The 23,520-nt window shown below is 71.4% G+C and carries 22 protein-coding genes; 2 read left to right on the top strand and 20 right to left on the bottom strand.

Annotated features, from left to right (window positions below):
• Positions 1-92 precede the first annotated feature (92 nt).
• From rpsD to HZZ00_RS10500, 5 genes are all read right to left on the bottom strand, one after another.
• Entirely contained in the window at positions 93-707 is a 615-nt protein-coding gene (gene rpsD / locus HZZ00_RS10520) for a 30S ribosomal protein S4 (RefSeq protein ID WP_146469036.1), read from the bottom strand.
• Between the two features lie 303 nt (positions 708-1,010).
• Positions 1,011-2,366 (bottom strand): replication-associated recombination protein A, encoded by a 1,356-nt coding sequence (locus HZZ00_RS10515; protein WP_180331933.1) that lies wholly within the window; start codon positions 2,364-2,366, stop codon positions 1,011-1,013.
• 82 nt (positions 2,367-2,448) lie between these two features.
• Positions 2,449-3,105: a vitamin K epoxide reductase family protein gene (locus HZZ00_RS10510; RefSeq protein WP_180331932.1), complete on the bottom strand. Its 657-nt coding sequence runs from the start codon at positions 3,103-3,105 to the stop codon at positions 2,449-2,451.
• Between the two features lie 518 nt (positions 3,106-3,623).
• Positions 3,624-4,886 carry a histidine--tRNA ligase gene (gene hisS / locus HZZ00_RS10505; protein WP_180331931.1) on the bottom strand — a complete coding sequence of 421 codons (1,263 nt, stop codon included), beginning with the start codon at positions 4,884-4,886 and terminating at the stop codon, positions 3,624-3,626.
• A gap of 13 nt (positions 4,887-4,899) precedes the next feature.
• Positions 4,900-5,607: an MBL fold metallo-hydrolase gene (locus HZZ00_RS10500; protein WP_070030072.1), complete on the bottom strand. Its 708-nt coding sequence runs from the start codon at positions 5,605-5,607 to the stop codon at positions 4,900-4,902.
• A 180-nt stretch (positions 5,608-5,787) separates the two neighbouring features.
• Between HZZ00_RS10500 and HZZ00_RS10495 the strand changes: the two genes are divergently transcribed.
• Positions 5,788-6,612 (top strand): peptidylprolyl isomerase, encoded by an 825-nt coding sequence (locus HZZ00_RS10495; RefSeq protein WP_180331930.1) that lies wholly within the window; start codon positions 5,788-5,790, stop codon positions 6,610-6,612.
• 144 nt (positions 6,613-6,756) lie between these two features.
• Positions 6,757-7,986 (top strand): DUF349 domain-containing protein, encoded by a 1,230-nt coding sequence (locus tag HZZ00_RS10490; RefSeq protein ID WP_180331929.1) that lies wholly within the window; start codon positions 6,757-6,759, stop codon positions 7,984-7,986.
• 71 nt (positions 7,987-8,057) lie between these two features.
• Here HZZ00_RS10490 and relA read toward each other — a convergent pair whose 3' ends face one another.
• From relA to pgsA, 15 genes are all read right to left on the bottom strand, one after another.
• Complete coding sequence (relA, locus tag HZZ00_RS10485; RefSeq protein ID WP_180331928.1) at positions 8,058-10,595, bottom strand: GTP pyrophosphokinase; 2,538 nt, start codon at positions 10,593-10,595, stop codon at positions 8,058-8,060.
• 253 nt (positions 10,596-10,848) lie between these two features.
• Positions 10,849-11,388 carry an adenine phosphoribosyltransferase gene (locus HZZ00_RS10480; RefSeq protein WP_180331927.1) on the bottom strand — a complete coding sequence of 180 codons (540 nt, stop codon included), beginning with the start codon at positions 11,386-11,388 and terminating at the stop codon, positions 10,849-10,851.
• The gene (gene secF / locus HZZ00_RS10475) at positions 11,385-12,482 is read right to left on the bottom strand and encodes a protein translocase subunit SecF (RefSeq protein ID WP_180331926.1); all 1,098 of its coding nucleotides are present in this window, start codon (positions 12,480-12,482) and stop codon (positions 11,385-11,387) included. Before secF ends, HZZ00_RS10480 begins: the two co-directional genes overlap by 4 nt.
• 3 nt (positions 12,483-12,485) lie before the next feature.
• Positions 12,486-14,291, bottom strand: coding sequence for a protein translocase subunit SecD (secD, locus tag HZZ00_RS10470; protein WP_180331925.1), 1,806 nt, complete (start codon positions 14,289-14,291; stop codon positions 12,486-12,488).
• 145 nt (positions 14,292-14,436) lie between these two features.
• Positions 14,437-14,943 (bottom strand): preprotein translocase subunit YajC, encoded by a 507-nt coding sequence (yajC, locus tag HZZ00_RS10465; protein WP_180331924.1) that lies wholly within the window; start codon positions 14,941-14,943, stop codon positions 14,437-14,439.
• A 193-nt stretch (positions 14,944-15,136) separates the two neighbouring features.
• The gene (ruvB, locus tag HZZ00_RS10460; RefSeq protein ID WP_146469050.1) at positions 15,137-16,204 is read right to left on the bottom strand and encodes a Holliday junction branch migration DNA helicase RuvB; all 1,068 of its coding nucleotides are present in this window, start codon (positions 16,202-16,204) and stop codon (positions 15,137-15,139) included.
• A gap of 25 nt (positions 16,205-16,229) precedes the next feature.
• Positions 16,230-16,838 (bottom strand): Holliday junction branch migration protein RuvA, encoded by a 609-nt coding sequence (gene ruvA, locus HZZ00_RS10455; RefSeq protein ID WP_180331923.1) that lies wholly within the window; start codon positions 16,836-16,838, stop codon positions 16,230-16,232.
• Positions 16,835-17,374 (bottom strand): crossover junction endodeoxyribonuclease RuvC, encoded by a 540-nt coding sequence (gene ruvC / locus HZZ00_RS10450; RefSeq protein WP_070030081.1) that lies wholly within the window; start codon positions 17,372-17,374, stop codon positions 16,835-16,837. Before ruvC ends, ruvA begins: the two co-directional genes overlap by 4 nt.
• Positions 17,375-17,510: 136 nt before the next feature.
• Positions 17,511-18,263, bottom strand: coding sequence for a YebC/PmpR family DNA-binding transcriptional regulator (locus HZZ00_RS10445; protein WP_070030082.1), 753 nt, complete (start codon positions 18,261-18,263; stop codon positions 17,511-17,513).
• A gap of 48 nt (positions 18,264-18,311) precedes the next feature.
• Positions 18,312-18,917: a pyridoxal 5'-phosphate synthase glutaminase subunit PdxT gene (gene pdxT, locus HZZ00_RS10440; protein ID WP_180331922.1), complete on the bottom strand. Its 606-nt coding sequence runs from the start codon at positions 18,915-18,917 to the stop codon at positions 18,312-18,314.
• Positions 18,918-18,927: 10 nt separating this feature from the next.
• Positions 18,928-19,776, bottom strand: a complete 849-nt coding sequence (gene pdxS, locus HZZ00_RS10435; protein ID WP_233360374.1) for a pyridoxal 5'-phosphate synthase lyase subunit PdxS — start codon at positions 19,774-19,776, stop codon at positions 18,928-18,930.
• A 182-nt stretch (positions 19,777-19,958) separates the two neighbouring features.
• Complete coding sequence (locus HZZ00_RS10430; protein WP_180331921.1) at positions 19,959-20,501, bottom strand: hypothetical protein; 543 nt, start codon at positions 20,499-20,501, stop codon at positions 19,959-19,961.
• Positions 20,502-20,651: 150 nt separating this feature from the next.
• Entirely contained in the window at positions 20,652-21,815 is a 1,164-nt protein-coding gene (locus HZZ00_RS10425; RefSeq protein ID WP_180331920.1) for a glycosyltransferase family 4 protein, read from the bottom strand.
• Positions 21,812-22,720: a phosphatidylinositol mannoside acyltransferase gene (locus HZZ00_RS10420; RefSeq protein WP_180331919.1), complete on the bottom strand. Its 909-nt coding sequence runs from the start codon at positions 22,718-22,720 to the stop codon at positions 21,812-21,814. The genes HZZ00_RS10425 and HZZ00_RS10420 overlap by 4 nt, the downstream gene beginning before the upstream one ends.
• Positions 22,717-23,436: a phosphatidylinositol phosphate synthase gene (gene pgsA, locus HZZ00_RS10415; RefSeq protein WP_180333451.1), complete on the bottom strand. Its 720-nt coding sequence runs from the start codon at positions 23,434-23,436 to the stop codon at positions 22,717-22,719. The genes HZZ00_RS10420 and pgsA overlap by 4 nt, the downstream gene beginning before the upstream one ends.
• Positions 23,437-23,520: the final 84 nt, after the last annotated feature.

Genomic DNA, 23,520 nt, shown 5'->3' with positions numbered 1-23,520 from the left:
ACCGGTCCGGAAAACGCGAGACCCGCCGGCTCGCCCGCCCGGAGGGGCGGGGAGACGGCGGGTCCGGGTGTGGTGCTACGCGCGCGCCGGGATCAGCGGGCGTAGTACTCGACGACGAGCTGCTCGTCGCAGATCACCGGGATCTCCTTGCGGTTCGGCTCGCGGTCCAGGCGGAACGCCAGGGCCTTGAGGTTCACCTGGAGGTAGCGCGGGGTCTCGCCGTCCGCGGCGAAGCCACCCTCGCGGGCGATCTGGAAGAGCGTCTTGTCCTTGGAGCGGTCGCGGACCTGCACGACGTCGTCCGGACGGACACGGAAGGACGGCTTGTCGACCTTCTGGCCGTTGACCTGGATGTGGCCGTGGACGACCATCTGGCGGGCCTGGTAGATCGTGCGGGCGAGACCCGAGCGCAGGACCAGCGCGTCGAGGCGGCGCTCCAGCTCCACGATCAGGGCCTCACCGGTCTTGCCCTGGACCTTGGAGGCACGCTCGTAGGCGCGCACCAGCTGGCGCTCGGAGACGTCGTACTGAGCGCGCAGGCGCTGCTTCTCCAGCAGACGGACCTTGTAGTCCGAGTTCTGCTTGCGGCCGCGGCCGTGCTCACCCGGCGGGTAGGGGCGGGCCTCGAAGTACTTGACGGCCTTCGGGGTCAGCGCGATGCCGAGGGCACGCGACTTCTTGACCTTGGGGCGGGACTGGTTCGCCACTGTCTCTATCTCGTTTCGTAGTGTTCGGCTTGCCAGGGTTTCGGGAGGTCGCATCCGCAGCCGGGAAAACCCGCCGGTCCACGAGGGACCTGCCGGGCAGCCGCTTCCCTGGTCTGGGCACATACGTGCAGCACGCGAGTGGCCCACCGACCGTCCCGGGCTCCGGGTGGTGGTGGGCTGCCCGCGACACCGATCGACGGTGCGCGACGCTCCTGGAGTCCGTCCGCGAGGGACGGGATCTCCGGCCTGCTGTCCCGCTCTGACGGCACAGGACTAGGCGCTTCGCAGCATTCTACAGGCTGCTCAGCTCCGCCTGCGACCGAGGTGCTTGCGGGTCCACTCGACCGCGTCCGCGTACCGCGCCTCGGCGCCGTGCCTGCCCGGTGTGTAGTACTCGCGGTCCTTCAGGGCGTCCGGCGCGTACTGCTGCCGGGCGATGCCCTCGGGCAGGTCGTGCGGGTACACGTACCCCTGGGCGTGGCCCAGCTTGGCGGCGCCCTTGTAGTGGCCGTCGCGCAGATGCGGCGGCACCGCTCCGGCCAGGCCCTTGCGCACGTCCTCCAGGGCGGCGCCTATCGCGGTCGTCGCGGAGTTGGACTTGGGGGCGAGGGCGAGGGCGATGGTGGCGTGGCTGAGGGTCAGGGCCGCCTCGGGGAAGCCGATCATGGCGACGGCCTGGGCGGCGGCGACCGCGATGGGCAGCGCGTTGGGATCGGCCAGGCCGATGTCCTCGCTGGCGGAGATCATCAGCCGGCGGGCGATGAAGCGGGGGTCCTCGCCGGCCTCGATCATGCGGGCCAGGTAGTGCAGGGCGGCGTCCACGTCGGAGCCGCGGATGGACTTGATCAGGGCGCTGGCGACGTCGTAGTGCTGGTCGCCGTCGCGGTCGTACTTCACCGCCGCCCGGTCGACGGTCTGCTCCAGGGTCGCGAGCGAGATCTCGCCCTCGCCCTGGTCGAGGGCGGCGCCGGCGGCGGCCTCCAGGGCGGTCAGGGCGCGGCGGGCGTCGCCCCCGGCGATGCGCAGCAGGTGTTCCTCGGTGTCCTCGGGAAGGGCGACCGCGCCCTTGAGGCCGCGTTCGTCGTCGAGGGCGCGGCGCAGCAGGCCGCGGATGTCGTCGTCGGTGAGGGGTTCGAGGGTGAGCAGCAGGGAGCGGGACAGCAGCGGGGAGATCACCGAGAAGTAGGGGTTCTCGGTGGTGGCCGCGATCAGGGTCACCCAGCGGTTCTCGACCGCGGGCAGCAGGGAGTCCTGTTGGGCCTTGCTGAAGCGGTGGATCTCGTCCAGGAAGAGGACGGTCTCGGTGCCGAAGCCGCCGGCGGCGCGGCGGGCACCATCGATGACCGCGCGCACCTCCTTGACGCCCGCGGTGATCGCGGACAGTTCCACGAAGCGCTTGTTGGTGGCCTTGGAGACGACGTAGGCGAGGGTGGTCTTGCCGGTGCCGGGCGGGCCCCACAGGATCACCGAGGAGACGCCGGCGGGGCCGCCGGAGCCCTCGCCGACCAGGCGGCGCAGGGGCGAGCCGGGCTTGAGCAGGTGCTGCTGGCCCACGACCTCGTCGAGCGTGCGCGGGCGCATGCGCACCGCCAGGGGACTGGCCGACGGATCCTTCTCCTGGCGTTCTTCTGCTGCGGCGGTGAAGAGGTCGGGTTCCACCCTGAAACCCTAAGACACACCACCGACAACGCCGCCCGGCCCCGGTCCGGGGGCGGGCGGCGGGCAGGCGGTGTGCGGGGGCTCAGGCCCAGAGCTGGCTGCCCCAGCGGGTGAGGATCAGCATGGCGATGATGCCGCAGTGGGTGACCGGCAGCACCCAGGTGAACTCGCCGAGGAAGGAGCGCAGCCAGCGCGGGGCGGGCAGGAAACCGTTGCGGACGTTGGACGAGGTGACGTACCAGAACATGGTGATCGTGGCGACCCAGGCCAGGGAGCACCACAGGCACAGGGCGTTGATCCGGTACAGGGACTCGAACTGGAGCCAGGTGACGAAGCAGACGCCGAAGAGGGTGCCGAAGTTGAACGTCAGCCAGTACCAGCGCGGGAAGCGGACCCGGGTCAGCAGGCTCATGCCGACGCAGATCACGATGCCGTAGCAGACGAGGCCCAGCATCGGGTTCGGGAAGCCGAAGACGGCGGCCTGCTTGCTCTCCATCACGCTGCCGCAGGAGACCACCGGGTTGACGCTGCACCCGGGGGTGAACGTCTTGCCCGCGACCTTGGCTTCGAGGATCTTGAACTTGTCGAGCGTGATCACCCAGGCGGCCAGCAGCCCGGCCGCGCCGGTGATCACCAGCAGCAGGGCGAAGGCCCGGCTGCCGCCCACCGTGCGGGGCGCGTCGGCGGGGCGGTCGGGACCGGACACCGCGGAGACGTCGTTGACTGTCGTCTTGCTCATCACGCCGATTCCGTCACTTGAGAGTTGGACCATCTTCGGGCACCGGCCATTGTGCCGCACCCCGCTGTGTGTCCACCGGCCGACGGGGACATGCGACCCAGCCCGGAGATCACGGACCGTACGGTTCTGGCCGCGGGTCCGGGGCCGGCACGGCACACGCCGGGGAGGTCCGCACCGGACGCGCGGGGACGCGACCCGGGCCGGCGGCCCCGGTACCGGCATCCGGCGCGGCGCGCGTCCGGCCTGCTCGGACCCGATGGCGCGGGCGAGCGGACCGCGGCACGGCTTCCGCGGGCCGCGCCTGCCGGCGGCGGTGGGGCCACGGTCCCCGGCGCGGGCCCGGCGACGGGCAACCACACACGAAGACCCCGTACCGGAAACGCCTGACAGGACGAATCGGCACCCGCCGGGTTGACGCATCTGGCCGGTTCCGTTCACCGGCGAGCGGGCCGGACGGCGGGCCCGAAGCGGCGAGAAGGGCGCCGGGGAATCCCCGGCGCCCTTCTCCGCTTCGCCGGCTAGCCGAGCCGGGACTCCAGTTCGGCCACGATCTCGTTGACGCCGATCGCACTCTGCTCGCCGGACTCCATGTCCTTGAGCTGGACGACCCCCTCGGCGAGGTCGCGCTCACCGGCGACCAGCGCGTACCGCGCGCCGGAACGGTTCGCGTTCTTCATCGCGCCCTTGAGGCCCTTGCCGCCGTACGAGAAGTCCGCCGCGATGCCGACCTTGCGCAGCTCGGTGACCTTGGCGAACAGGACCCGGCGGGCCTCCTCGCCGAGCGGGACGGCGTAGACGGAGGTGGTGGCGGGCAGGTCCAGCCGGATGCCCTCCGCCTCCAGCGCGAGGACCGTGCGGTCCACGCCGAGGGCCCAGCCGACCGAGGGCAGCGCGGGGCCGCCGATCATCTCGGACAGGCCGTCGTACCGGCCGCCGCCGCCCACCGCGGACTGCGAGCCGAGGCCGTCGTGCACGAACTCGAAGGTGGTGCGGGTGTAGTAGTCCAGGCCGCGCACCAGCTTCGGGTCGTCCTCGAAGGCGACGCCCGCCGCCGTGATCAGGTCGCGCACCTCCTCGTGGTACGCCTTGCAGGCGTCGCACAGGTAGTCGCGCAGCAGCGGAGCGCCGGTCAGCTGGGCCTGGACCGACTCGCGCTTGTCGTCCAGCACGCGCAGCGGGTTGATCTCGGCACGCCGGCGCGTGTCCTCGTCCAGGTCCAGGCCGCGCAGGAAGTCCTGGAGCGCGGCCCGGTACACCGGCCGGCACTCCTTGTCGCCCAGGCTGTTGAGCAGGATGCGGAAGTCGCGCAGCCCCAGCGAGCGGTACGCCTGGTCGGCCAGGATGATCAGCTCGGCGTCGAGCGCCGGGTCCTCCGCGCCGATCGCCTCGGCGCCGACCTGGGAGAAGTGGCGGTAACGGCCCTTCTGGGGGCGCTCGTAGCGGTAGTACGAGCCCGAATACCAGAGCTTCACGGGCAGGTTGCCCGACTTGTGCAGGTTGGCCTCCAGGGCCGCGCGCAGCACGGAGGCCGTGCCCTCGGGGCGCAGGGCGAGCTTGTCGCCGCCCTTGGTCTCGAAGGCGTACATCTCCTTGGTCACGATGTCGGTGGACTCGCCGACGCCGCGCGCGAACAGTTCGACGCTCTCGAAACCGGGGGTCTCGATGTAGCCGTAGCCGGAGTTGCGCAGCGGGGCGGCGATCGCCTCCCGGACCGCCAGGTACGTGGCCGAGTCCGGGGGGATCAGGTCGTAGGTGCCCTTGGGGGCCTTGAACGTGCTCACGGAAGCTCTCTCGTCACATTCCTCGTCGGGGAGCCGGGGAGGCTCCCTGGCCGGCGGCCACTTCCCGCAGATAGGGGTTGGTGGCGCGCTCGCGGCCGATGGTCGTCTGGGGGCCGTGGCCGGACAGGACCACGGTGGAGTCGTCGAGCGGCAGGCACACACGCCCCAGCGACTCCAGCATGTCCGTCATGGACCCGCCCGGCAGGTCGGTGCGTCCGATGGAGCCGGCGAACAGCAGATCCCCGGAGAAGAACACCGACGGCACGTCGGCGCTCTCGGGCATCCGGAAGGTCACCGACCCCTTGGTATGGCCCGGCGCGTGCGCGACGGAGAACTCCAGCCCGGCCAGCTCCAGTTTCGCGCCGTCGGCCAGCTCCCTGACGTCGTCCGGCTCGCCCACGGTCAGCTCCCCCATCAGCGGCATCCCGATGGAGCGGCCGAGCGCCTTCTCGGGGTCGCTCATCATGTACCGGTCCGAGGGGTGGATCCAGGCGGGCACGTCATGGGCGCCGCACACCGGGACGACCGAGGCCACGTGGTCGATGTGGCCATGAGTGAGGACGACGGCGACGGGCTTGAGCCGATGCTTCTTCAGTGCGTCCTCGACTCCTTCGGTGGCCTGGTGGCCCGGGTCGATGATCACGCACTCCTCACCGGCGGCGGGGGCGACGAGGTAGCAGTTCGTCCCCCAGGCCCCGGCGGGGAACCCGGCAATGAGCACGATCGTCCTTCGTTGTGTCGGTGACAGTCGGCGACTGGGCGGCTTCGGCCGCACTCAGAGCCTACCGGCGCTGCCGTTTCCTCAGCGAACCCATATACGGTACGGGGCTACACGCAGTGGTCGGCCCACGAGGACGCACGCGTACCGCTCGACACACGACACGCATGAGGAGAGAACCCGGTGGTCAGCCAGGAGCAGCGGCGGCGTCAGCTCGCCCGGGAGAAGTTCTTGCGGCAGCAGCAGCGGCGCACCGAGGCGCGGCGCAAGGCCCGCGTGCGCAACTCCGCGATCGCGTCGGTACTGGGCGTGATCGTGATCGGCGCGGTGGCGCTGTACACGACCCATGTTCTGGGGGACGGTGACAAGAAGACCGACGCGAGCGCCAAGACCACGCCGAGCGCGTCCGCCTCGCCCAGCAAGGCGCCGGACCCGTGCCGGAAGCCGGCGGCCGGCTCGGTGAAGAAGCTCAGCTGGAAGAAGGAGCCGGCGATGTCGATCGACACGTCGGCGAAGTACACGCTGGACCTGGCGACGACGTGCGGTGACATCCCGATCGCGCTGAAGGCGTCGGCGGCCCCGCACACGGTCAACTCCTTCGACTTCCTCGCGGGCAAGGGCTACTTCGACCACACCAAGTGCCACCGGCTGACCACGCAGGGCATCTACGTGCTCCAGTGCGGCGACCCGCAGGGCACCGGCATGGGCGGTCCCGGGTACACGCTGCCGGACGAGAACCTGAAGGACGCCAGCCTGAAGAAGAACACCTACCCGGCGGGCACGGTGGCGATGGCCAACACCGGTCAGAAGCACACCGGCGGCAGCCAGTTCTTCCTGGTGTACAAGGACAGCCCGCTGCCGCCCCAGTACACGCCGTTCGGCACGATCGACGCGGCCGGCATGAAGGTGCTGAACAAGATCGCCGGCGCGGGCGAGAGCACCGGCCAGGGCGACGGTGCCCCGAACGCGACCGTGGTGATCGACAAGGCGACCGTCACCAAGTCCTGAGGCCGGCGGGGGCTACCGGCGGAATTTCGGTCGCGCTGGATGCGGACAGGGAACCCGCTGGTCGCCTATGTTGGCGGTGACGAAACTGTGGTCGATGCCCGGGGGCGCTGAGGCACCCCGCAGGCATCATGTGGAGGAGGCGCTGTGAGCAGCGACCCGTGGGGCCGCGTCGACGAGACGGGGACCGTGTACGTGCGTACGGCCGACGGCGAGCAGGTCGTCGGATCCTGGGCGGCCGGCTCCCCTGAGGAGGCGCTGGCCTACTTCGAGCGCAAGTACGAGGGCCTGGTTGTCGAGATCGGCCTCCTCGAGAAGCGAGTGCGCACCACCGACCTGTCGGCGAAGGACGCCCAGGCCGCCATCGGTCATCTGCGCGAGCAGGTGGACGCGCACCACGCGGTGGGCGACCTGGACGCGCTGCGGGGCCGGCTGGACAAGCTCGTGGAGACGGTCGAGGCCCGCCGTGAGGAGCGCAAGGCCCAGCGGGCCAAGCAGTCCGACGAGGCCCGCAAGGCCAAGGAGGACTTGGTCGCCGAGGCCGAGCAGCTGGCGCAGTCCGACCAGTGGCGGGCCGCGGGCGAGCGGCTGCGGGCGCTGGTGGACACCTGGAAGGGGCTGCCGCGGCTGGACCGCAAGTCCGACGACGAGCTGTGGCACCGCTTCTCGCACGCCCGGTCGGCGTTCTCCAAGCGGCGCAAGGCGCACTTCGCGCAGCTGGACGCGCAGCGTGAGGAGGCCCGCCGGGTCAAGGAGCGGCTGGTCGCCGAGGCCGAGGCGCTGTCCGGTTCCACGGACTGGGGTCCGACGGCGGCCCGTTACCGCGAGCTGATGGCGGAGTGGAAGGCCGCCGGCCGCGCCCAGCGCGAGCACGAGGACGACCTGTGGAACCGCTTCCGTGGCGCGCAGGACGTCTTCTTCGCCGCGCGCAGCTCGGTGTTCGCCGAGCGGGACGCGGAGCAGGCGGAGAACCTCAAGCTGAAGGAGGAGCTGGCCGAGGAGGCCGAGAAGCTCCTGCCGATCGGCGACCTCAAGGCTGCCCGGGCCGCCTTCCGTTCGATCAACGAGCGCTGGGAGGCCATCGGCCACGTCCCGCGTGACGCGCGGCCGAAGGTCGAGGGCCGGATGCACGCGGTCGAGCGGGCGCTCCAGGAGGCCGAGGAGGCCGAGTGGCGCCGGACCAACCCGGAGGCGCGGGCGCGCGCCGAGGGTCTGACCGGTCAGCTCCAGGCCGCCGTGGACAAGCTGCGGGCGCAGATCGAGCAGGCCCGCGCCCAGGGCAACAACGCCAAGGCCGACAAGCTGGAGAGGGAGCTGGAGGGCCGCCAGGCACTCCTGGACCAGGCCCTGAAGGGCCTCCAGGAGTTCGGCGGCTAGTTCCCTCGTTGCCGGTGTGAAAGGGCCCCGTACGCGCGTACGGGGCCCTTCTCCCTGTCCGGGGGCGGTGGTTACGAGCGGCTGCGGCCCGAGGTCACGCGGTAGACGTCGTACACGCCCTCCACGCCCCGGACGGCCTTCAGGACGTGGCCGAGGTGCTTGGGGTCGCCCATCTCGAAGGTGAAGCGCGAGGTGGCCACCCGGTCGCGGGAGGTCTGCACGGCGGCCGACAGGATGTTGACGTGCTGGTCGGACAGGACACGGGTGACGTCCGACAGCAGCCGGGAGCGGTCCAGCGCCTCGACCTGGATGGCGACCAGGAAGACCGAGGACTGGGTGGGCGCCCACTCGACGTCGAGGATGCGCTCCGGCTCCCGGGACAGCGAGTCCACGTTGACGCAGTCGTTGCGGTGCACGGAGACGCCGCTGCCGCGGGTGACGAAGCCGATGACCGGGTCGCCGGGCACGGGGGTGCAGCAGCGGGCCAGCTTCACCCACACGTCCTCGACGCCCTTGACCACGACGCCGGGGTCGGCGCTGGAGCGGCGCTTGCGGCCGCGGCCGCGGGACGGCGGGACCGACTCGTCGATCTCCTCGGTGGCCGCCTCCTCGCCGCCGAGGGCCTGCACCAGCTTCTGCACGATGTTCTGCGCGGAGACATGGCCCTCGCCTATCGCCGCGTAGAGCGCGGAGATGTCCGAGTAACGCATCTCGTGGGCGAGGGTGATCAGGGAGTCGCCGTTGAGGATGCGCTGGATCGGCAGGTTCTGCTTGCGCATGGCCCGCACGATGGCGTCCTTGCCCTGCTCGATCGCCTCGTCCCGGCGCTCCTTGGAGAACCAGGCGCGGATCTTGTTGCGGGCGCGCGGCGACTTGACGAAGCCGAGCCAGTCGCGCGACGGCCCGGCGCCGGCCGCCTTGGAGGTGAACACTTCCACCAAGTCGCCGTTGTCCAGGGTGGATTCGAGCGGTACGAGCCTGCCGTTGACCCGCGCCCCTATGGTGCGGTGGCCGACCTCGGTGTGCACGGCGTAGGCGAAGTCGACGGGGGTGGCGCCGGCCGGGAGCGCTATGACGTCGCCCTTGGGCGTGAAGACGAAGACCTCGTTGCGGGACAGGTCGAAGCGCAGGGACTCCAGGAACTCGCCCGGGTCCTCGGTCTCCTTCTGCCAGTCGAGCAACTGCCGCAGCCACGCCATGTCGTTGATGGCGTCCTTGTCCTTCGCGGACGTCTTGGGCGCGTCGGTGCGGACCTTGGAGGCACCGGCGACGGCCTCCTGCTTGTACTTCCAGTGCGCGGCGATGCCGTACTCGGCGCGGCGGTGCATGTCGAAGGTCCGGATCTGGAGTTCGACGGGCTTGCCGTTGGGACCGATCACCGTGGTGTGCAGCGACTGGTACATGTTGAACTTGGGCATCGCGATGTAGTCCTTGAACCGGCCGGGGACCGGGTTCCAGCGCGCGTGCACCGTGCCGAGGGCGGCGTAGCAGTCGCGGACGGTGTCGACCAGGACGCGGATGCCCACCAGGTCGTAGATCTCCGCGAAGTCACGGCCGCGGACGATCATCTTCTGGTAGACGCTGTAGTAGTGCTTCGGGCGGCCTGTGACGGTCGCCTTGATACGGGCGGCGCGCAGGTCGGACTGGACCTCGTCGGTCACTATGGCCAGGTACTCGTCGCGCTTGGGCGCCCGTTCGGCCACCAGCCGGACGATCTCGTCGTACATCTTGGGGTAGAGGATCGCGAAGGCGAGGTCCTCCAGCTCCCACTTGATGGTGTTCATGCCCAGGCGGTGGGCGAGCGGCGCGTAGATCTCCAGGGTCTCGCGCGCCTTCTTCTCCTGCTTCTCCCGCTTGAGGTAGCGCATGGTGCGCATGTTGTGCAGGCGGTCGGCGAGCTTGATGACCAGGACGCGGGGGTCCTTGGCCATGGCGACGACCATCTTGCGCACCGTCTCGGCCTGCGCGGCCTCGCCGAACTTGACCTTGTCCAGCTTGGTGACGCCGTCGACGAGCAGGGCGACCACGTCGCCGAAGTCACGGCGCAGGTCCTCCAGGCCGTACTCGGTGTCCTCGACGGTGTCGTGCAGCAGTCCGGCCATCAGCGTGGCCGGGTCCATGCCCAGCTCGGCGAGGATGGTGGTGACCGCGAGCGGGTGGGTGATGTACGGGTCGCCGCTCTTGCGCTTCTGGCCGCGGTGCCAGCGCTCGGCGACCTGGTAGGCGCGCTCGATCTGGCGCAGGGTGGAGTTCTCGATCTTGGGATCGTTGCTGCGCACTATCCGCAGCAGGGGCTCCAGGACCGGATTGTACGGGTTGGCGCGCTGGACGCCGAGGCGGGCCAGCCGGGCGCGGACGCGGTTGGACGAGCCGGTGCGGCCGGGCTGCACGGAGGGCGGGCGCACCACGGGGGGCTGGGCCGGACGCTCGGTGGGGGCCGGTTTGGGGCGCGCGGCCTCGGCGGACTTCTCGACGGGGGCGGACGGGGCGTGCTCGACCGCCCCGCGGGTGTCGTTCTTGGCGGTCGACACGTTGGGCGCGGGTTTCGCCGCGGCCGCCGAGGCGGGCTCGGGCTTGGCGGCGGTCAGTGGCTGGGCCTCGTCTGGCAAGAGGGCTCCTCGTGCACGTTCCGGGTCCCCCGGTCAGGCTCCGGAGACCCCATGGTAGCGATCCCGCGCCCGCACATCGCCTGCGGCGACCGGTGGAGGACCGTCTACCCTTGCAACGCCTGGGGTGCACGTGCCATTCCGGCAGGTGGACAGGAGGTGTCCGCGCGGTCTTCAGCGGGATGCCGGGGCGAACGCGCGACGGCCGCCCCGGCGGGGTGCCGGGGCGGCCGTACGACGGGTGGGCGGGGCCCGGTCAGACCTGGAGGAGTGCCTCCAGGGGCGCTCCGGCGAGGGTCGGTTCCAGGCGGGCGCGGGCACCGAGGAAGCCCAGCTCCATCAGGACGGCGAGGCCGCAGACCTCGGCCCCGGCGCGCTGGATGAGGTGGATCGCCGCCTCGGCGGTGCCGCCGGTGGCCAGCACGTCGTCCACGATCAGGACGCGGTCGCCGGAGGTCAGGTCCTCGGCGTGCACCTCGATCTCGGCCGAGCCGTACTCCAGGTCGTACGCCTGGCGCAGGGTGGCGCCGGGCAGCTTGCCGGCCTTGCGGACCGGGATGAAGCCCAGGCCCGCGCGCACCGAGACGGGGGCGCCGAGGATGAAGCCCCGGGCCTCCAGTCCGACGACCTTGGTGGCGCCGGTGCTCTCGGCGATGCCCGCGAGCGCGTCGGTGAGGGCGGTGAAGGCGGCCGGGTCCGCCAGGAGCGGGGTGATGTCCTTGAACATCACGCCCGGCTCCGGGTAGTCGGCCACGTCACGGATGCGGCTGAGCAGCAGCTCCTGGATGTCGGTCATCGGCGCTTCCCCGCCTGTCGGCCACGGCCGCGGCCGCGGGTGGGCTGGTTGCGCGGGCCGACCACGGCGGGCGCGGCGTCCTCGGGGTCGGCGTCCGCCGTGCCCGGGAATCCTTCCTCCGCGGCGGCCTGGGCCCGCTTGGCCATGACCCGCTTGGTGAGCGTCCGCAGCGCGGGCTCGCGCTCCTTGAGGTCGGCGACCAGCGGGGTCGCGATGAAGATCGAGGAGTACGCACCGGCCGCCAGGCCGACGAACAGCGACAGCGAGATGTCGTTGAGGTCGCCGGCGCCGAGGAAGCCGCCGCCGATGAAGAGCAGACCGGCGACCGGCAGCAGGGCGACGACCGTGGTGTTGATGGAACGGACCAGGGTGCCGTTGATCGACCGGTTGGCGATCTCGCTGTAGGTGAAGCGGGTCTGCTTGGTGATGTCCTTGGTCTGCTCCTTGAGGCTGTCGAAGACGACGACCGTGTCGTAGAGCGAGTAACCGAGGATGGTCAGCAGACCGATGATCGTGCCGGGTGAGACCTCGAAGCCGACCAGGGCGTAGATACCGGTCGTGATCGTGATGTCGTGGATCAGCGCGATCAGGGCCGCGACGGCCATGCGCCACTCGAAGGCGATGGCCAGGTAGATCACCACGAGGACCATGAAGATCGCCAGGCCCTCCCAGGCCTTGTTGGCGATCTGCTGGCCCCAGCTCGGGCCGACCAGGTCGGCGGCGAGCTTCTCGGGGTTGATCTTCAGGTCCTTGGCCAGGGTCTGCTTGACCTCGTCCGACTTGGCCGTGTCGAGGCCGGCGACCTGGATGCGCAGGCTGCCGTTGCCGAGCTTCTGCACGACGGCCTCGTGGCCGGAGGCGTCCTTGGCGTACTCCTCCGCCTGGGCCACCGTCGTGCTCATGCTGGTCGGCGTGGTGAAGACCGCGCCGCCCTGGAAGTCGATGCTCATGTTCAGCCCGCGCACCGCCAGGCCGAGGATGGCCGTGATGGTGATCAGGATGGAGACGCCGTACCAGATCTTGCGCTTGCCGATGAAGTCGTAGCTGATCTCGCCGCGGTGCAGCTTGGCGCCGATGTTGCCGAGTTTCGACATCGCTCACGCCTCCTTCGGGTCGACAGGGCCGGCTGCGGGACCGGCGGTACGGCGGGTGCGGCGCAGCGGCGGCTTGACGCCGAGGCTCTTCGGGTCGAGGCCGGACCACTTGTGGCCGTTCGCGAAGAACGGGCGGCGCGCGAGCAGCGTCATCAGCGGCTTGGTGAACAGGAAGACCACGACCACGTCGAGCAGGGTGGTCAGACCCAGCGTGAACGCGAAGCCCTGGACCTTGCCGACGGTCACGATGAACAGGACGGCGGCGGCGAGGAACGACACGAAGTCGGAGACCAGGACGGTGCGCCGGGCGCGCGGCCAGGCCCGCTCGACGGCGGGGCGCAGCGAGCGGCCCTCGCGGATCTCGTCCCGGATGCGTTCGAAGTACACGATGAACGAGTCGGCGGTGATGCCGATGGCGACGATGGCACCGCAGACGGCCGGCAGGTTCAGCGCGAAGCCGATGGTCGGGCCGAGCAGCGACATGATCACGTAGGTGAGGATCGCGGAGACCACCAGGGACGCCATGGCGACCAGCGACAGACCGCGGTAGTAGATCACCAGGTAGAGCACGACCAGCGCGAGGCCGATGGCGCCGGCGAGCAGACCGGCGTGCAGCTGCTGGCCGCCGAGCGCGGCGGTCACGGTGGTGACGGACTGCTCCTGGAAGGACAGGGGCAGGGCGCCGTAGGACAGCATGTTGGCGAGGCTCTGCGCGTCCTGCTGCGTGAAGCTGCCGGAGATCTCGGCCTGGCCGCCGGTGATGGCCTGGCTGACGTACGGGCTGGAGACGACCTCACCGTCGAGGACGATGCCGAACTCGTTCTGCGGGGCCTGGTTCTTGGCCAGCTCGCCGGTGATGTCGGCGAACTTCTTGGCGCCCGTGGAGTTGAAGGTCATCTGGACCTGCCAGCCGGAGGCGCCCTGGGTGTCGAAGACCGCCTGGGCCTTCTTGACCTCGGTGCCGTCCACGGCGGCGGGGCCGAGCACGTACTTGTAGTAGTTCTTGCCGACCTTGCCGCAGGCGATGGTGGGTTCGCCGGGCTTGGCGTTGTTGCCGGCCTTGGCGCGGTCGTCCGGCTTGGTGCAGTCCAGGGCGGCGTACTGGGCCTGGAGCTTGGCGGTGTCCCCGCCACCGGCCGAGGCCGAGGGCGACGGGGTGGCCTTGGCCTTGGACGAGGAGCCGCCGGTGGGGGTGGCGCTCGGCGACGGGGTGGAGCCGGCCTTCAGCGCGTCGGTGACGGCACGGCCCTGGGTGGTCGCGGAGGCCGTCGGGGACGAGGAGGAGGACGAGGAGGCCTTCTGCCCGGTGGAAGCGCTCGCGGAGGGGCTGGAGCCCGGCTTGGGCGAGGAGCCCGTGGTCGGGGAGCCGCTCGGGGAGCCGCTCGGCGAGGGGCTGGCCGCGGCACCGCTGGGCTCACTCGCCAGGACGGGGCGGAAGTAGAGCTTGGCGGTGGTGCCGACCTGCTGCTGGGCCTCCTTGGAGTTGGTGCCCCGCGGGATGTTGACGATGATGTTGTCGTTTCCCTGGGTCTGCACCTCCGCCTCGGAGACGCCGAGACCGTTGACACGGCGGTTCATGATGTCGACCGCGGTGTCCATGTTGGCCTTGTTGATCGCGGACCCCTGGTCGGCCTTCGCCTTGAGCGTGATGCTCGTACCGCCGGCGAGGTCGATGCCGAGACGCGGAGTGGTGTGCCCGGAGGCGAACATCCCTCCGGTGAGCGCCACGATGGCGATCAGGATGAGGGCCAGCGAGCGCCCTGGTTTGCTCTGGGCGCTCGCGCTCCGGCCCTTCTTAGGTGCTGCCACCTTCTCGTACTCCCTCTCGAGCCGCTCGGCGTCGGGTCGGCGCTCGGCGGCCATGACATGGTGTCGGGCTCCCCGTACGGGAAACAGACGCGCCCGGTGGTGCGCGGGGCGTGATTATGCACCCTCGCGCACCACCGGGGCGTGACTACTTCACGTCGGAGTCGCCGTCGGTCTTCTTCGGCTGGTCATCCGTCCGGGCCTCGGCGGCCTCGGACGCGTCGGCGGCGCCCTCGTCGGCGTCCTTCTTACCGAGGTCGATCTTGTCGTCGGAGGCGGCGGCAGCGGCGGCAGATCCGTCGGTCTCGTCGGTCTCGGTGAGGGAGGAGGCGTCGTCCGGGACGATGTCGGCGTCGGACTTCAGGTCGTGCTCGATGCCGTGCACGATGCGGTTGTACTCGTCGTCGCTGAGGACGGCGCCGATCGCGTTCTTCGCGAAGAGGAGGTCGACACCGGGGCCGGCGTCGAGGAGGACGGTGTCCTCGTTGATCTCCTTGACCGTCGCGTACATTCCCCCGATCGTGCGGACACCGGAGCCGGGCTGCATTTCGTTGCGCATCTGCGCGGCCTGCTGCTGCTTCTTCTTGGCAGAGCGCGTCATCAGGAACATGGCCGCGATGAGCACGATGAACGGGAGAAGGGTATACGGATTCACGGGACGGATTTCCTTCGCGCGACCGCGACGGAGAGCGGCCTTTTATCGGGATGGGGGTGTGGTCGGCGCCACCCGTACAGGCGGCATCGGCGGAGTCTAAGCGAGTCCGCGCACATGGAACAACGCTCAGCATGGCACCTGGGTTCCTGCCCGTGCCAATGCCCGGCCCGCCGGGGGCCCGCTGCCGGAGGCGTCACGCCCCGAACAGGTCCCCTTGTCCGTTTCCCGGCGTGGCCGAACGGGGCGGGGTGAGCCCGAGGTGCGCCCAGGCGGCGGGGGTGGCCACCCGGCCGCGCGGAGTGCGGGCCAGCAGGCCCTCGCGGACCAGGAACGGTTCGGCCACCTCTTCCACGGTCTCACGTTCCTCCCCCACCGCGACGGCGAGAGTGGACAGGCCCACCGGGCCGCCGCCGAACAGCTTCAGCAGGGCCTCCAGGACGGCGCGGTCCAGCCGGTCCAGGCCGCGTCCGTCGACCTCGTAGACGGCGAGGGCGGCCGCGGCGATCTCACGGGTGATCACGCCGTCCGCCTTGACCTGCGCGTAGTCGCGGACGCGGCGCAGCAGGCGGTTGGCGATGCGGGGCGTGCCGCGGGAGCGGCCGGCGATCTCGGCGGCGCCGTCGGGCTCTATCCCGACGTCCAGCAGTTGCGCCGAGCGGTGCACGACCCGCTCCAGTTCGCGGGGCTCGTAGAACTCCATGTGCGCGGTGAAGCCGAAGCGGTCGCGCAGCGGGGGCGGCAGCAGACCGGCCCGGGTGGTGGCGCCGACCAGGGTGAACGGGGGCAGCTCCAGCGGGATGGCGGTGGCGCCGGGGCCCTTGCCGACGATGACGTCGACGCGGAAGTCCTCCATCGCCATGTACAGCATCTCCTCGGCGGGCCGGGACATGCGGTGGATCTCGTCCAGGAAGAGCACCTCGCCCTCCTGGAGGGAGGAGAGGATCGCGGCGAGGTCGCCGGCGTGCTGGATGGCGGGGCCCGAGGTGATGCGGATGGGGGCGCCCATCTCGGCGGCGATGATCATCGACAGGGTGGTCTTGCCGAGGCCGGGGGCGCCGGAGAGCAGTACGTGGTCGGCGGTGGCGCCGCGCGCGCGGGCCGCCCGCAGCACCAGGTCGAGCTGTTCGCGGACCTTCTCCTGGCCGATGAACTCGCCGAGGTCCTTGGGGCGCAGGGCGGCCTCGACGGCCTGGTCCTCGCGGTCGGCGGCGGAGTCCACCAGCCGCTCGGCGGGGGTGTCGGCCGTGTCGTCCCAGTTCATGTGGTGTGCCTCAAAGGGATGGGGGTCAGCGGGCGCGGTTCAGGGTCTGCAGGGCGGCCTTCAGCAGCCGGCCGACCTGCGGGGTGCCGCCCGCCGCCTCGGCCTGGGGCGCCACGGCGGCCACGGCCTCGTCGGCCTCGCGGGTGGCGTAGCCGAGGCCGATGAGGGCCGCGTGCAGCTGGTCGCGCCAGCCCTCGGTGACGGGGGCGCCGACGGCCGGTGCGGTGCCGACGGGCGCGCCGAGGCGGTCCTTGAGTTCCAGGAGCAGCTTCTGGGCGCCCTTCTTGCCGATGCCGGGGACCGCGGTGAGGGCCTTCTCGTCGCCGGTGGCGACGGCGCGGCGCAGCGCGTCGGGGGTGTGCACGGCGAGCATGGCCTGGGCGAGGCGGGGGCCGACGCCGCTGGCGGTCTGGAGCAGTTCGAAGACCTGGCGCGCGTCGTCGTCGGCGAAGCCGTACAGGGTCAGCGAGTCCTCGCGCACCACCAGGGAGGTGTGCAGCTTGGCGGGCTGTCCCACGCGGAGCGCGGCCAGTGTGTCCGGGGTGCACTGGACGGCCATGCCGACGCCGCCGACCTCCACCACCGCGGAGTCGGGGGCGAGCGCGGCGACCGTGCCGCTGAGGAAGGCGATCATGCCGTACGGCCTTTCGTCGGGTGGGCGGTGTGCAGGGCGACGGCCCGCTGGAGCCGGTTCTGGGCGGGGGCGCGCCAGATGTGGCAGATGGCGAGGGCGAGGGCGTCGGCGGCGTCGGCCGGCTTGGGGGGCGCGGCGAGCCGCAGCAGCCGGGTGACCATGGCGCCGACCTGCGCCTTGTCGGCGCGTCCCGAGCCGGTGACGGCGGCCTTGACCTCGCTGGGGGTGTGCAGCGCGACGGGGATGCCGCGGCGGGCGGCGCACAGCATGGCGACGGCGCTGGCCTGGGCGGTGCCCATCACGGTGCGCACGTTGTGCTGGCTGAAGACGCGCTCCACGGCGACGAACTCGGGCCGGTGTTCGTCCAGCCACTGCTCGATGCCCTGCTCGACGGCGAGCAGCCGGTGGCTCAGCTCGGCGTCCGCCGGAGTGCGTACGACGCCGACGCCGACCATGGTCAGCGGGCGGCCCGCGACCCCCTCGACCACGCCGACACCGCACCGGGTCAGCCCCGGGTCCACCCCCAGCACCCGCACGGGGCGCCTCCCTCCGACCGCTCGATCACCTGTTTGTGCAGGCTATCGGGTGGCACTGACAACGCCGCGCACCGACGCCCGGCAACGCGACGGGCCGACGGGGTGTCCCGTCGGCCCGGTCGGACAGCCGCGCGCGTTACGCGTCGACCTTCTCCATGATCTCGTCGCTCACGTCGAAGTTGGCGAAGACGTTCTGCACGTCGTCGCTGTCCTCCAGCGCGTCGATCAGCTTGAAGATCTTCTTCGCGCCCTCCTCGTCCAGCTCGACCTGCATGGTCGGGACGAAGTTGGCCTCGGCGGAGTCGTAGTCGATGCCGGCCTCCTGGAGGGCGGTGCGGACCGCGACCAGGTCGGTGGCCTCGCTGAGCACCTCGAAGGACTCGCCGAGGTCGTTGACCTCCTCGGCACCGGCGTCCAGGACGGCACCGAGCACGTCGTCCTCGGTCAGCTCGCCCTTGGGGACGATCACGACGCCCTTGCGGTTGAACAGGTACGACACCGAGCCGGGGTCGGCCATGGAGCCGCCGTTGCGGGTCATGGCGACACGCACGTCGGAGGCGGCGCGGTTGCGGTTGTCGGTGAGGCACTCGATGAGCACCGCGACACCGTTGGGGCCGTAGCCCTCGTACATGATCGTCTCGTAGTCGGCACCGCCGGCCTCGAGACCGCCGCCGCGCTTGATCGCGGAGTCGATGTTCTTGTTCGGGACCGACTGCTTCTTGGCCTTCTGGACGGCGTCGTAGAGCGTCGGGTTGCCGTCGAGGTCGACGCCGCCCATCCGCGCCGCCACCTCGATGTTCTTGATCAGCTTCGCGAAGAGCTTGCCGCGCTTGGCGTCGATCACGGCCTTCTTGTGCTTCGTCGTAGCCCATTTAGAGTGGCCGGACATCTGCCTGTCTCCTTCGCGTTACCCATCTATGAACGAACGCCAGAGATCCTACAAGGACTCCGGGGCGGCATTGGCGCGCACCATGTCCACGAACAGGGCGTGCACCCGGTGGTCACCGGTCAGTTCCGGGTGGAACGACGTGGCGAGCGCGTTGCCCTGGCGGACGGCGACGATGTGGCCGTCGTGCTCGGCGAGCACCTCGGCGCCGGCACCCACGGACTCCACCCAGGGGGCGCGGATGAAGACGCCCTCCACAGGATCGCCCGCGACGCCCCGCACGTCGACCGCGGCCTCGAAGGACTCGTTCTGCCGCCCGAAGGCGTTGCGGCGCACGATCATGTCGATGCCGCCGACGGTCTCCTGGCCCGAGCGCGGGTCGAGGATCTTGTCGGCCAGCATGATCATGCCGGCGCAGGTGCCGTAGACGGGCATGCCGTCGCGCACCCGGGCGCGCAGCGGCTCCATCACACCGAAGAGGACGGCCAGCTTGGAGATGGTGGTGGACTCGCCGCCGGGCAGCACGAGGCCGTCGACCTCGGCGAGTTCCTCGGGGCGCCGCACCGGCCTGGCCACGGCGTCCGCCGCGGCCAGGGCGATGAGGTGCTCCCGTACGTCGCCCTGGAGGGCCAGGACGCCGATGACAGGAGTGTTCATGGGGTGTCGCTCACCAACCGCGGTTCGCGTAGCGCTCGGTCTCGGGGAGGGTGTCGCAGTTGATGCCGACCATGGCCTCGCCGAGGTTGCGGGACGCGTCCGCGATGATCTTCGGGTCGTCGTAGAAGGTGGTCGCCTTGACGATGGCGGCGGCGCGCTTGGCCGGGTCGCCGGACTTGAAGATGCCGGAGCCGACGAACACGCCCTCGGCACCGAGCTGGCGCATCAGCGCGGCGTCGGCCGGGGTGGCCACACCGCCGGCGGAGAACAGCACCACGGGGAGCTTGCCCAGCTCGGCGACCTCCTTGACCAGCTCGTAGGGGGCGCGCAGCTCCTTGGCGGCGGCGTACAGCTCGTTGTTGTCGCAGCCGCGCAGCTTGGCGATCTCGCCCTTGATCTGGCGCAGGTGGCGCACGGCCTCCACGACGTTGCCGGTGCCGGCCTCGCCCTTGGAGCGGATCATCGCGGCGCCCTCGGCGATGCGGCGCAGGGCCTCGCCCAGGTTGGTGGCGCCGCACACGAACGGGGTGGTGAAGGCCCACTTGTCGGAGTGGTTGACCTCGTCGGCCGGGGTGAGCACCTCGGACTCGTCGATGTAGTCCACGCCGAGGGACTGGAGCACCTGGGCCTCTACGAAGTGGCCGATGCGGGACTTGGCCATGACCGGGATCGAGACGGCGTCGATGATGCCCTCGATCATGTCCGGGTCGGACATGCGCGCCACGCCGCCGTCCTTGCGGATGTCGGCGGGGACCCGCTCCAGGGCCATGACGGCGACGGCGCCCGCGTCCTCGGCGATCTTCGCCTGCTCCGGGGTGACGACGTCCATGATGACGCCCCCCTTGAGCTGCTCGGCCATGCCGCGCTTCACGCGGGCGGTGCCGGTCTCGGGAGCCTGGTTCTCGGTGGTGGACACGGATGACCTCGCTGATGTGAAGAGGGTTTCTGCTGACCCGAGGAAACGCGAGGGGACCAGGCCACAGCAAGGGCCAATGAAAAGCCGGTGGCTCCTTTTCGCTGTGAATGACAGGCGGACGGCCGTCAGGCGACCCTTTCCACCAGGGCCGCGGGGGGTTCGTCGTCCATTTCGAAGGCCAACGGGAAGGGCGCGTGGCCGGCCAGCCGGAACCAGCGGACCTTGCGGTGTTCGCGCAGCCGGCGGGCGGCGCCCACCGCGTCGTTGTGGAAGCGGCGGGCCATCGGCACCCGGCGCACGGCCTCGGCCAGCTCACGGGCGGCCTCCTCGCCGCCGGGGGCCTCGCGCAGCGCCTCCACCTGGGCCGGCTCCGCGAAGACCGCGCGCAGGGCCTGGCTCAGCTCGCTCTCGGCGACCTCCCGCTGTTCCTCCTCGGCCTGCCGGGCGGCGTGCGCGGCTTCGTACAGCACGATCGAGGCGGCCGGGTCCAGCACGCCCGAGGTGGCGAGTTCCTGGGCCACCGAGGCCCGGCGCAGCAACTGGGCGTCGAGCGCGGCCCGGGCGGCGTCCATCCGTACGTGCAGCCGGTCCAGCCGTCCGGCGGTCCAGCTCAGGTAGACGCCGATCGCGAGCAGGGCGACGAGGATCCAGATGAGGGTTGCGGTCACGCCGGAAGGCTATCGGTCCCCGCGCCGGGACCCGGAGGCCGTCGTGCCCCCGGCCGCCCCGCCCGCCGACCGGGCTCCGTCGGCATGTGCCGCGCCGGCCCCCGCGGACGGTCACGGCCCCCGCCGGGAGCCGCCCCCGCGGGCGCCGGGTCAGTCGCGGGCGAGGCCGAAGCGGGCTCGCAGGCCCGTCGTGCGTTCGTCCGCGGCGACCGCGGTCGTGCCGTCGGTGACCGTCTCGTAGACGGACAGGATGTCCGCGCCGACCGTGGACCAGTCGAAGCGGCGGACGTGCGCGCTGCCGCGGGCGCGCAGCGCGGCCCGGCGGTCCGGGTCGGCCAGCAGCCGGACGGCGGCGTCCGCGAGCGCGTCCGCGTCCTCGTTGGCGAACACCTCGCCCGCCCGGCCCTGGTCGAGGACCTGCACGAAGGCGTCGAGGTCCGAGGCGAGCACGGGGGCGCCCGCGGACATGGCCTCGACCAGGATGATGCCGAAGCTCTCGCCACCGGTGTTGGGCGCGAGGTACAGGTCGACGCTGCGCAGCAGACGGGCCTTGTCCTCGTCGCTGATCATGCCGAGGAACTCCACGTGGGAGCGGAGTTCCCGCGGCAGGCCCTCGACGGCGGCCTCCTCGTCGCCCCGGCCGGCGACCAGCAGCCGTGCGCCGGGCCGGGCGGCGAGGATCTTCGGCAGGGCCTTCATCAGGACGGGCAGGCCCTTGCGGGGCTCGTCGATGCGGCCGATGAAGCCGATCGTCTCCCCCTGCCACTGCGGCCTGGGCTCGGCCTTGGCGAAGAAGTCGACGTCGACGCCGTTGGGGATGACCACCGCGTCGCCGCCCAGGTGCTCGACCAGGGTGCGGCGGGCGTACTCGCTGACCGCGATCCGCGCGCTGATCTTCTCCAGCGCGGCCTGGAGGATCGAGTAGGCGGCGATCATCGCCCGGGAGCGCGGGTTGGAGGTGTGGAACGTGGCCACGATCGGGCCCTGCGCGGCCCAGCAGGTGAGCAGGCCCAGCGAGGGCGAGGTCGGCTCGTGGATGTGGACCACGTCGAAGGCGCCCTCGTGCAGCCAGCGCCGCACCCGCGCGGCCGACAGGAAGCCGAAGTTCAGCCGGGCCACCGAGCCGTTGTACGGCACCGGGACCGCACGCCCGGCGGAGACGACGTACGGCGGCAGCGGGGTGTCGTCGTCGGCCGGGGCGAGCACGGAGACCTCGTGGCCGAGGCGGAGGAAGTACTCGGCGAGGTCGCGGACGTGGAACTGGACGCCTCCGGGCACGTCCCAGGAGTACGGGCAGACGATCCCGATTCTCACGAGGGTCCCTTCGCGGGGTCGAGGTCGGCGAGCCACAGCCGTTGGAGCATGTGCCAGTCCTCCGGGTGCTCGGCGATCCCGGTGGCGAAGGCGTCGGCCAGGGCCTGTGTCATGACAGACGTCTTCTCGGCCCGGGTGCCTGACCGCGGCACCTCGATCGCCGGATGGACCCGGCCGCGCATGACGGGCGAGTCGTCGTACCAGAGGGTCACCGGCAGCAGCAGGGCGCCGGTGTGCTGGGCGAGCAGGGCGGGGCCCGCGGGCATCCGGGCCCGCTCGCCGAAGAAGCCCACCTCCACGCCGGAGGCGGACAGGTCGCGGTCGGCGACCAGGCAGACCAGGCCGCCGTCGCGCAGCCGCCGGGCCAGGGTGCCGAAGGCGGAGCCGCCGCTGTGCGGCAGCACCTCCATGCCGAGGCCCTCGCGGTAGGCGACGAAGCGGTCGTAGAGCGTCTCGGGCTTGAGGCGCTCGGCGACCGTGGTGAACGGGGTGCGCAGCGCCGTGGTGACCCAGGCGCCGGCCAGGTCCCAGTTGGCCAGGTGCGGCAGGGCGAGGATCACGCCCTTGCCGGCGTCGAGGCCCTCGGTCAGGTGGTGGACGTCCTTGGGGTCGAAGCCCGTGCGGATCCGCTCGGCGCTCCAGGCGGGCAGCCGGAAGGACTCCATCCAGTAGCGCAGGTAGGAGCGCATGCCCGCGCGGGACAGCTCGGCCAGCCGCTCGGGACCGGCGCCGGGCACCACCCGCGCGTAGTTCGCCTCCAGTCGCTGCACGCCCTTGCCGCGCCGCTTCCAGGCGATGTCGGCGATGGTCCGCCCGAGGCGGGCCGCGACCGGCTCGGGGAGCTTCTTGACCGTGCTCCAGCCGGCGCCGTACAGCGCGTCCGTCAGCCGGTCCGCGGTGCTCACCGGGCCGCCCCGCTGTCCTGCCGGGCCGCCGCCTCCGCCTCGGCGGACTCGCGGCGCACGGTGACGACGCGCTGGACCAGGGTGACCAGGCTGCCCGCGGCGACGATCCACAGGGCGATCGGCAGCAGCCACTGGATGCCCGGCACACCGAACTTGTGCAGACCCGCGAAACCGGCCGCCACCAGGGAGATCACCAGGCGCTCGGCCCGCTCGACCAGACCGTTGACGGCGACGGGGAGCCCGATCGACTCGCCGCGCGCCTTGGTGTACGACACCACCTGGCCGCTGGCCAGGCAGAAGATCGCCACGGCGCACAGCGCGTCGTTGTCGCCGTGGCCCGCGTACCAGAGCGCGAAGCCACCGAAGATCGCGCCGTCGGCGACCCGGTCCAGGGTGGAGTCGAGGAAGGCCCCCCAGCGGCTGGAGCGTCCCAGCTGCCGGGCCATGTTGCCGTCGACCAGGTCGGAGAAGACGAACAGGGTGATCACGACCGTGCCCCAGAAGAACTCGCCCCGGGGGTAGAAGACCAGCGCGCCCGCCACCACACCCGCGGTGCCGATCAGCGTGACCGTGTCGGGGCTCACCCCCCGCCGGATGAGAAACGCGGCGAACGGTGTGAGGACACGCGTGAAGAATGCACGCGCGTACTTGTTCAGCATGGCCTTCCCGACGGTCGGTGTCGCGCCGCGGCCCGTGATGGCCGCCGGCTGGCCCATCGTAGCCACGCGCGCGTGCGGGTGGCGGGCGGGCACCCGCAGCCCGTGCGCGCGAGCGGTGCGCGCGGCCGCCCGCGGCGGGAT

It is taken from the genome of Streptomyces sp. NEAU-sy36, assembly GCF_013423905.1.
In the GTDB taxonomy this organism is placed as follows: domain Bacteria; phylum Actinomycetota; class Actinomycetes; order Streptomycetales; family Streptomycetaceae; genus Streptomyces; species Streptomyces misionensis.
This window is presented reverse-complemented; position numbering and strand designations above follow the sequence as displayed.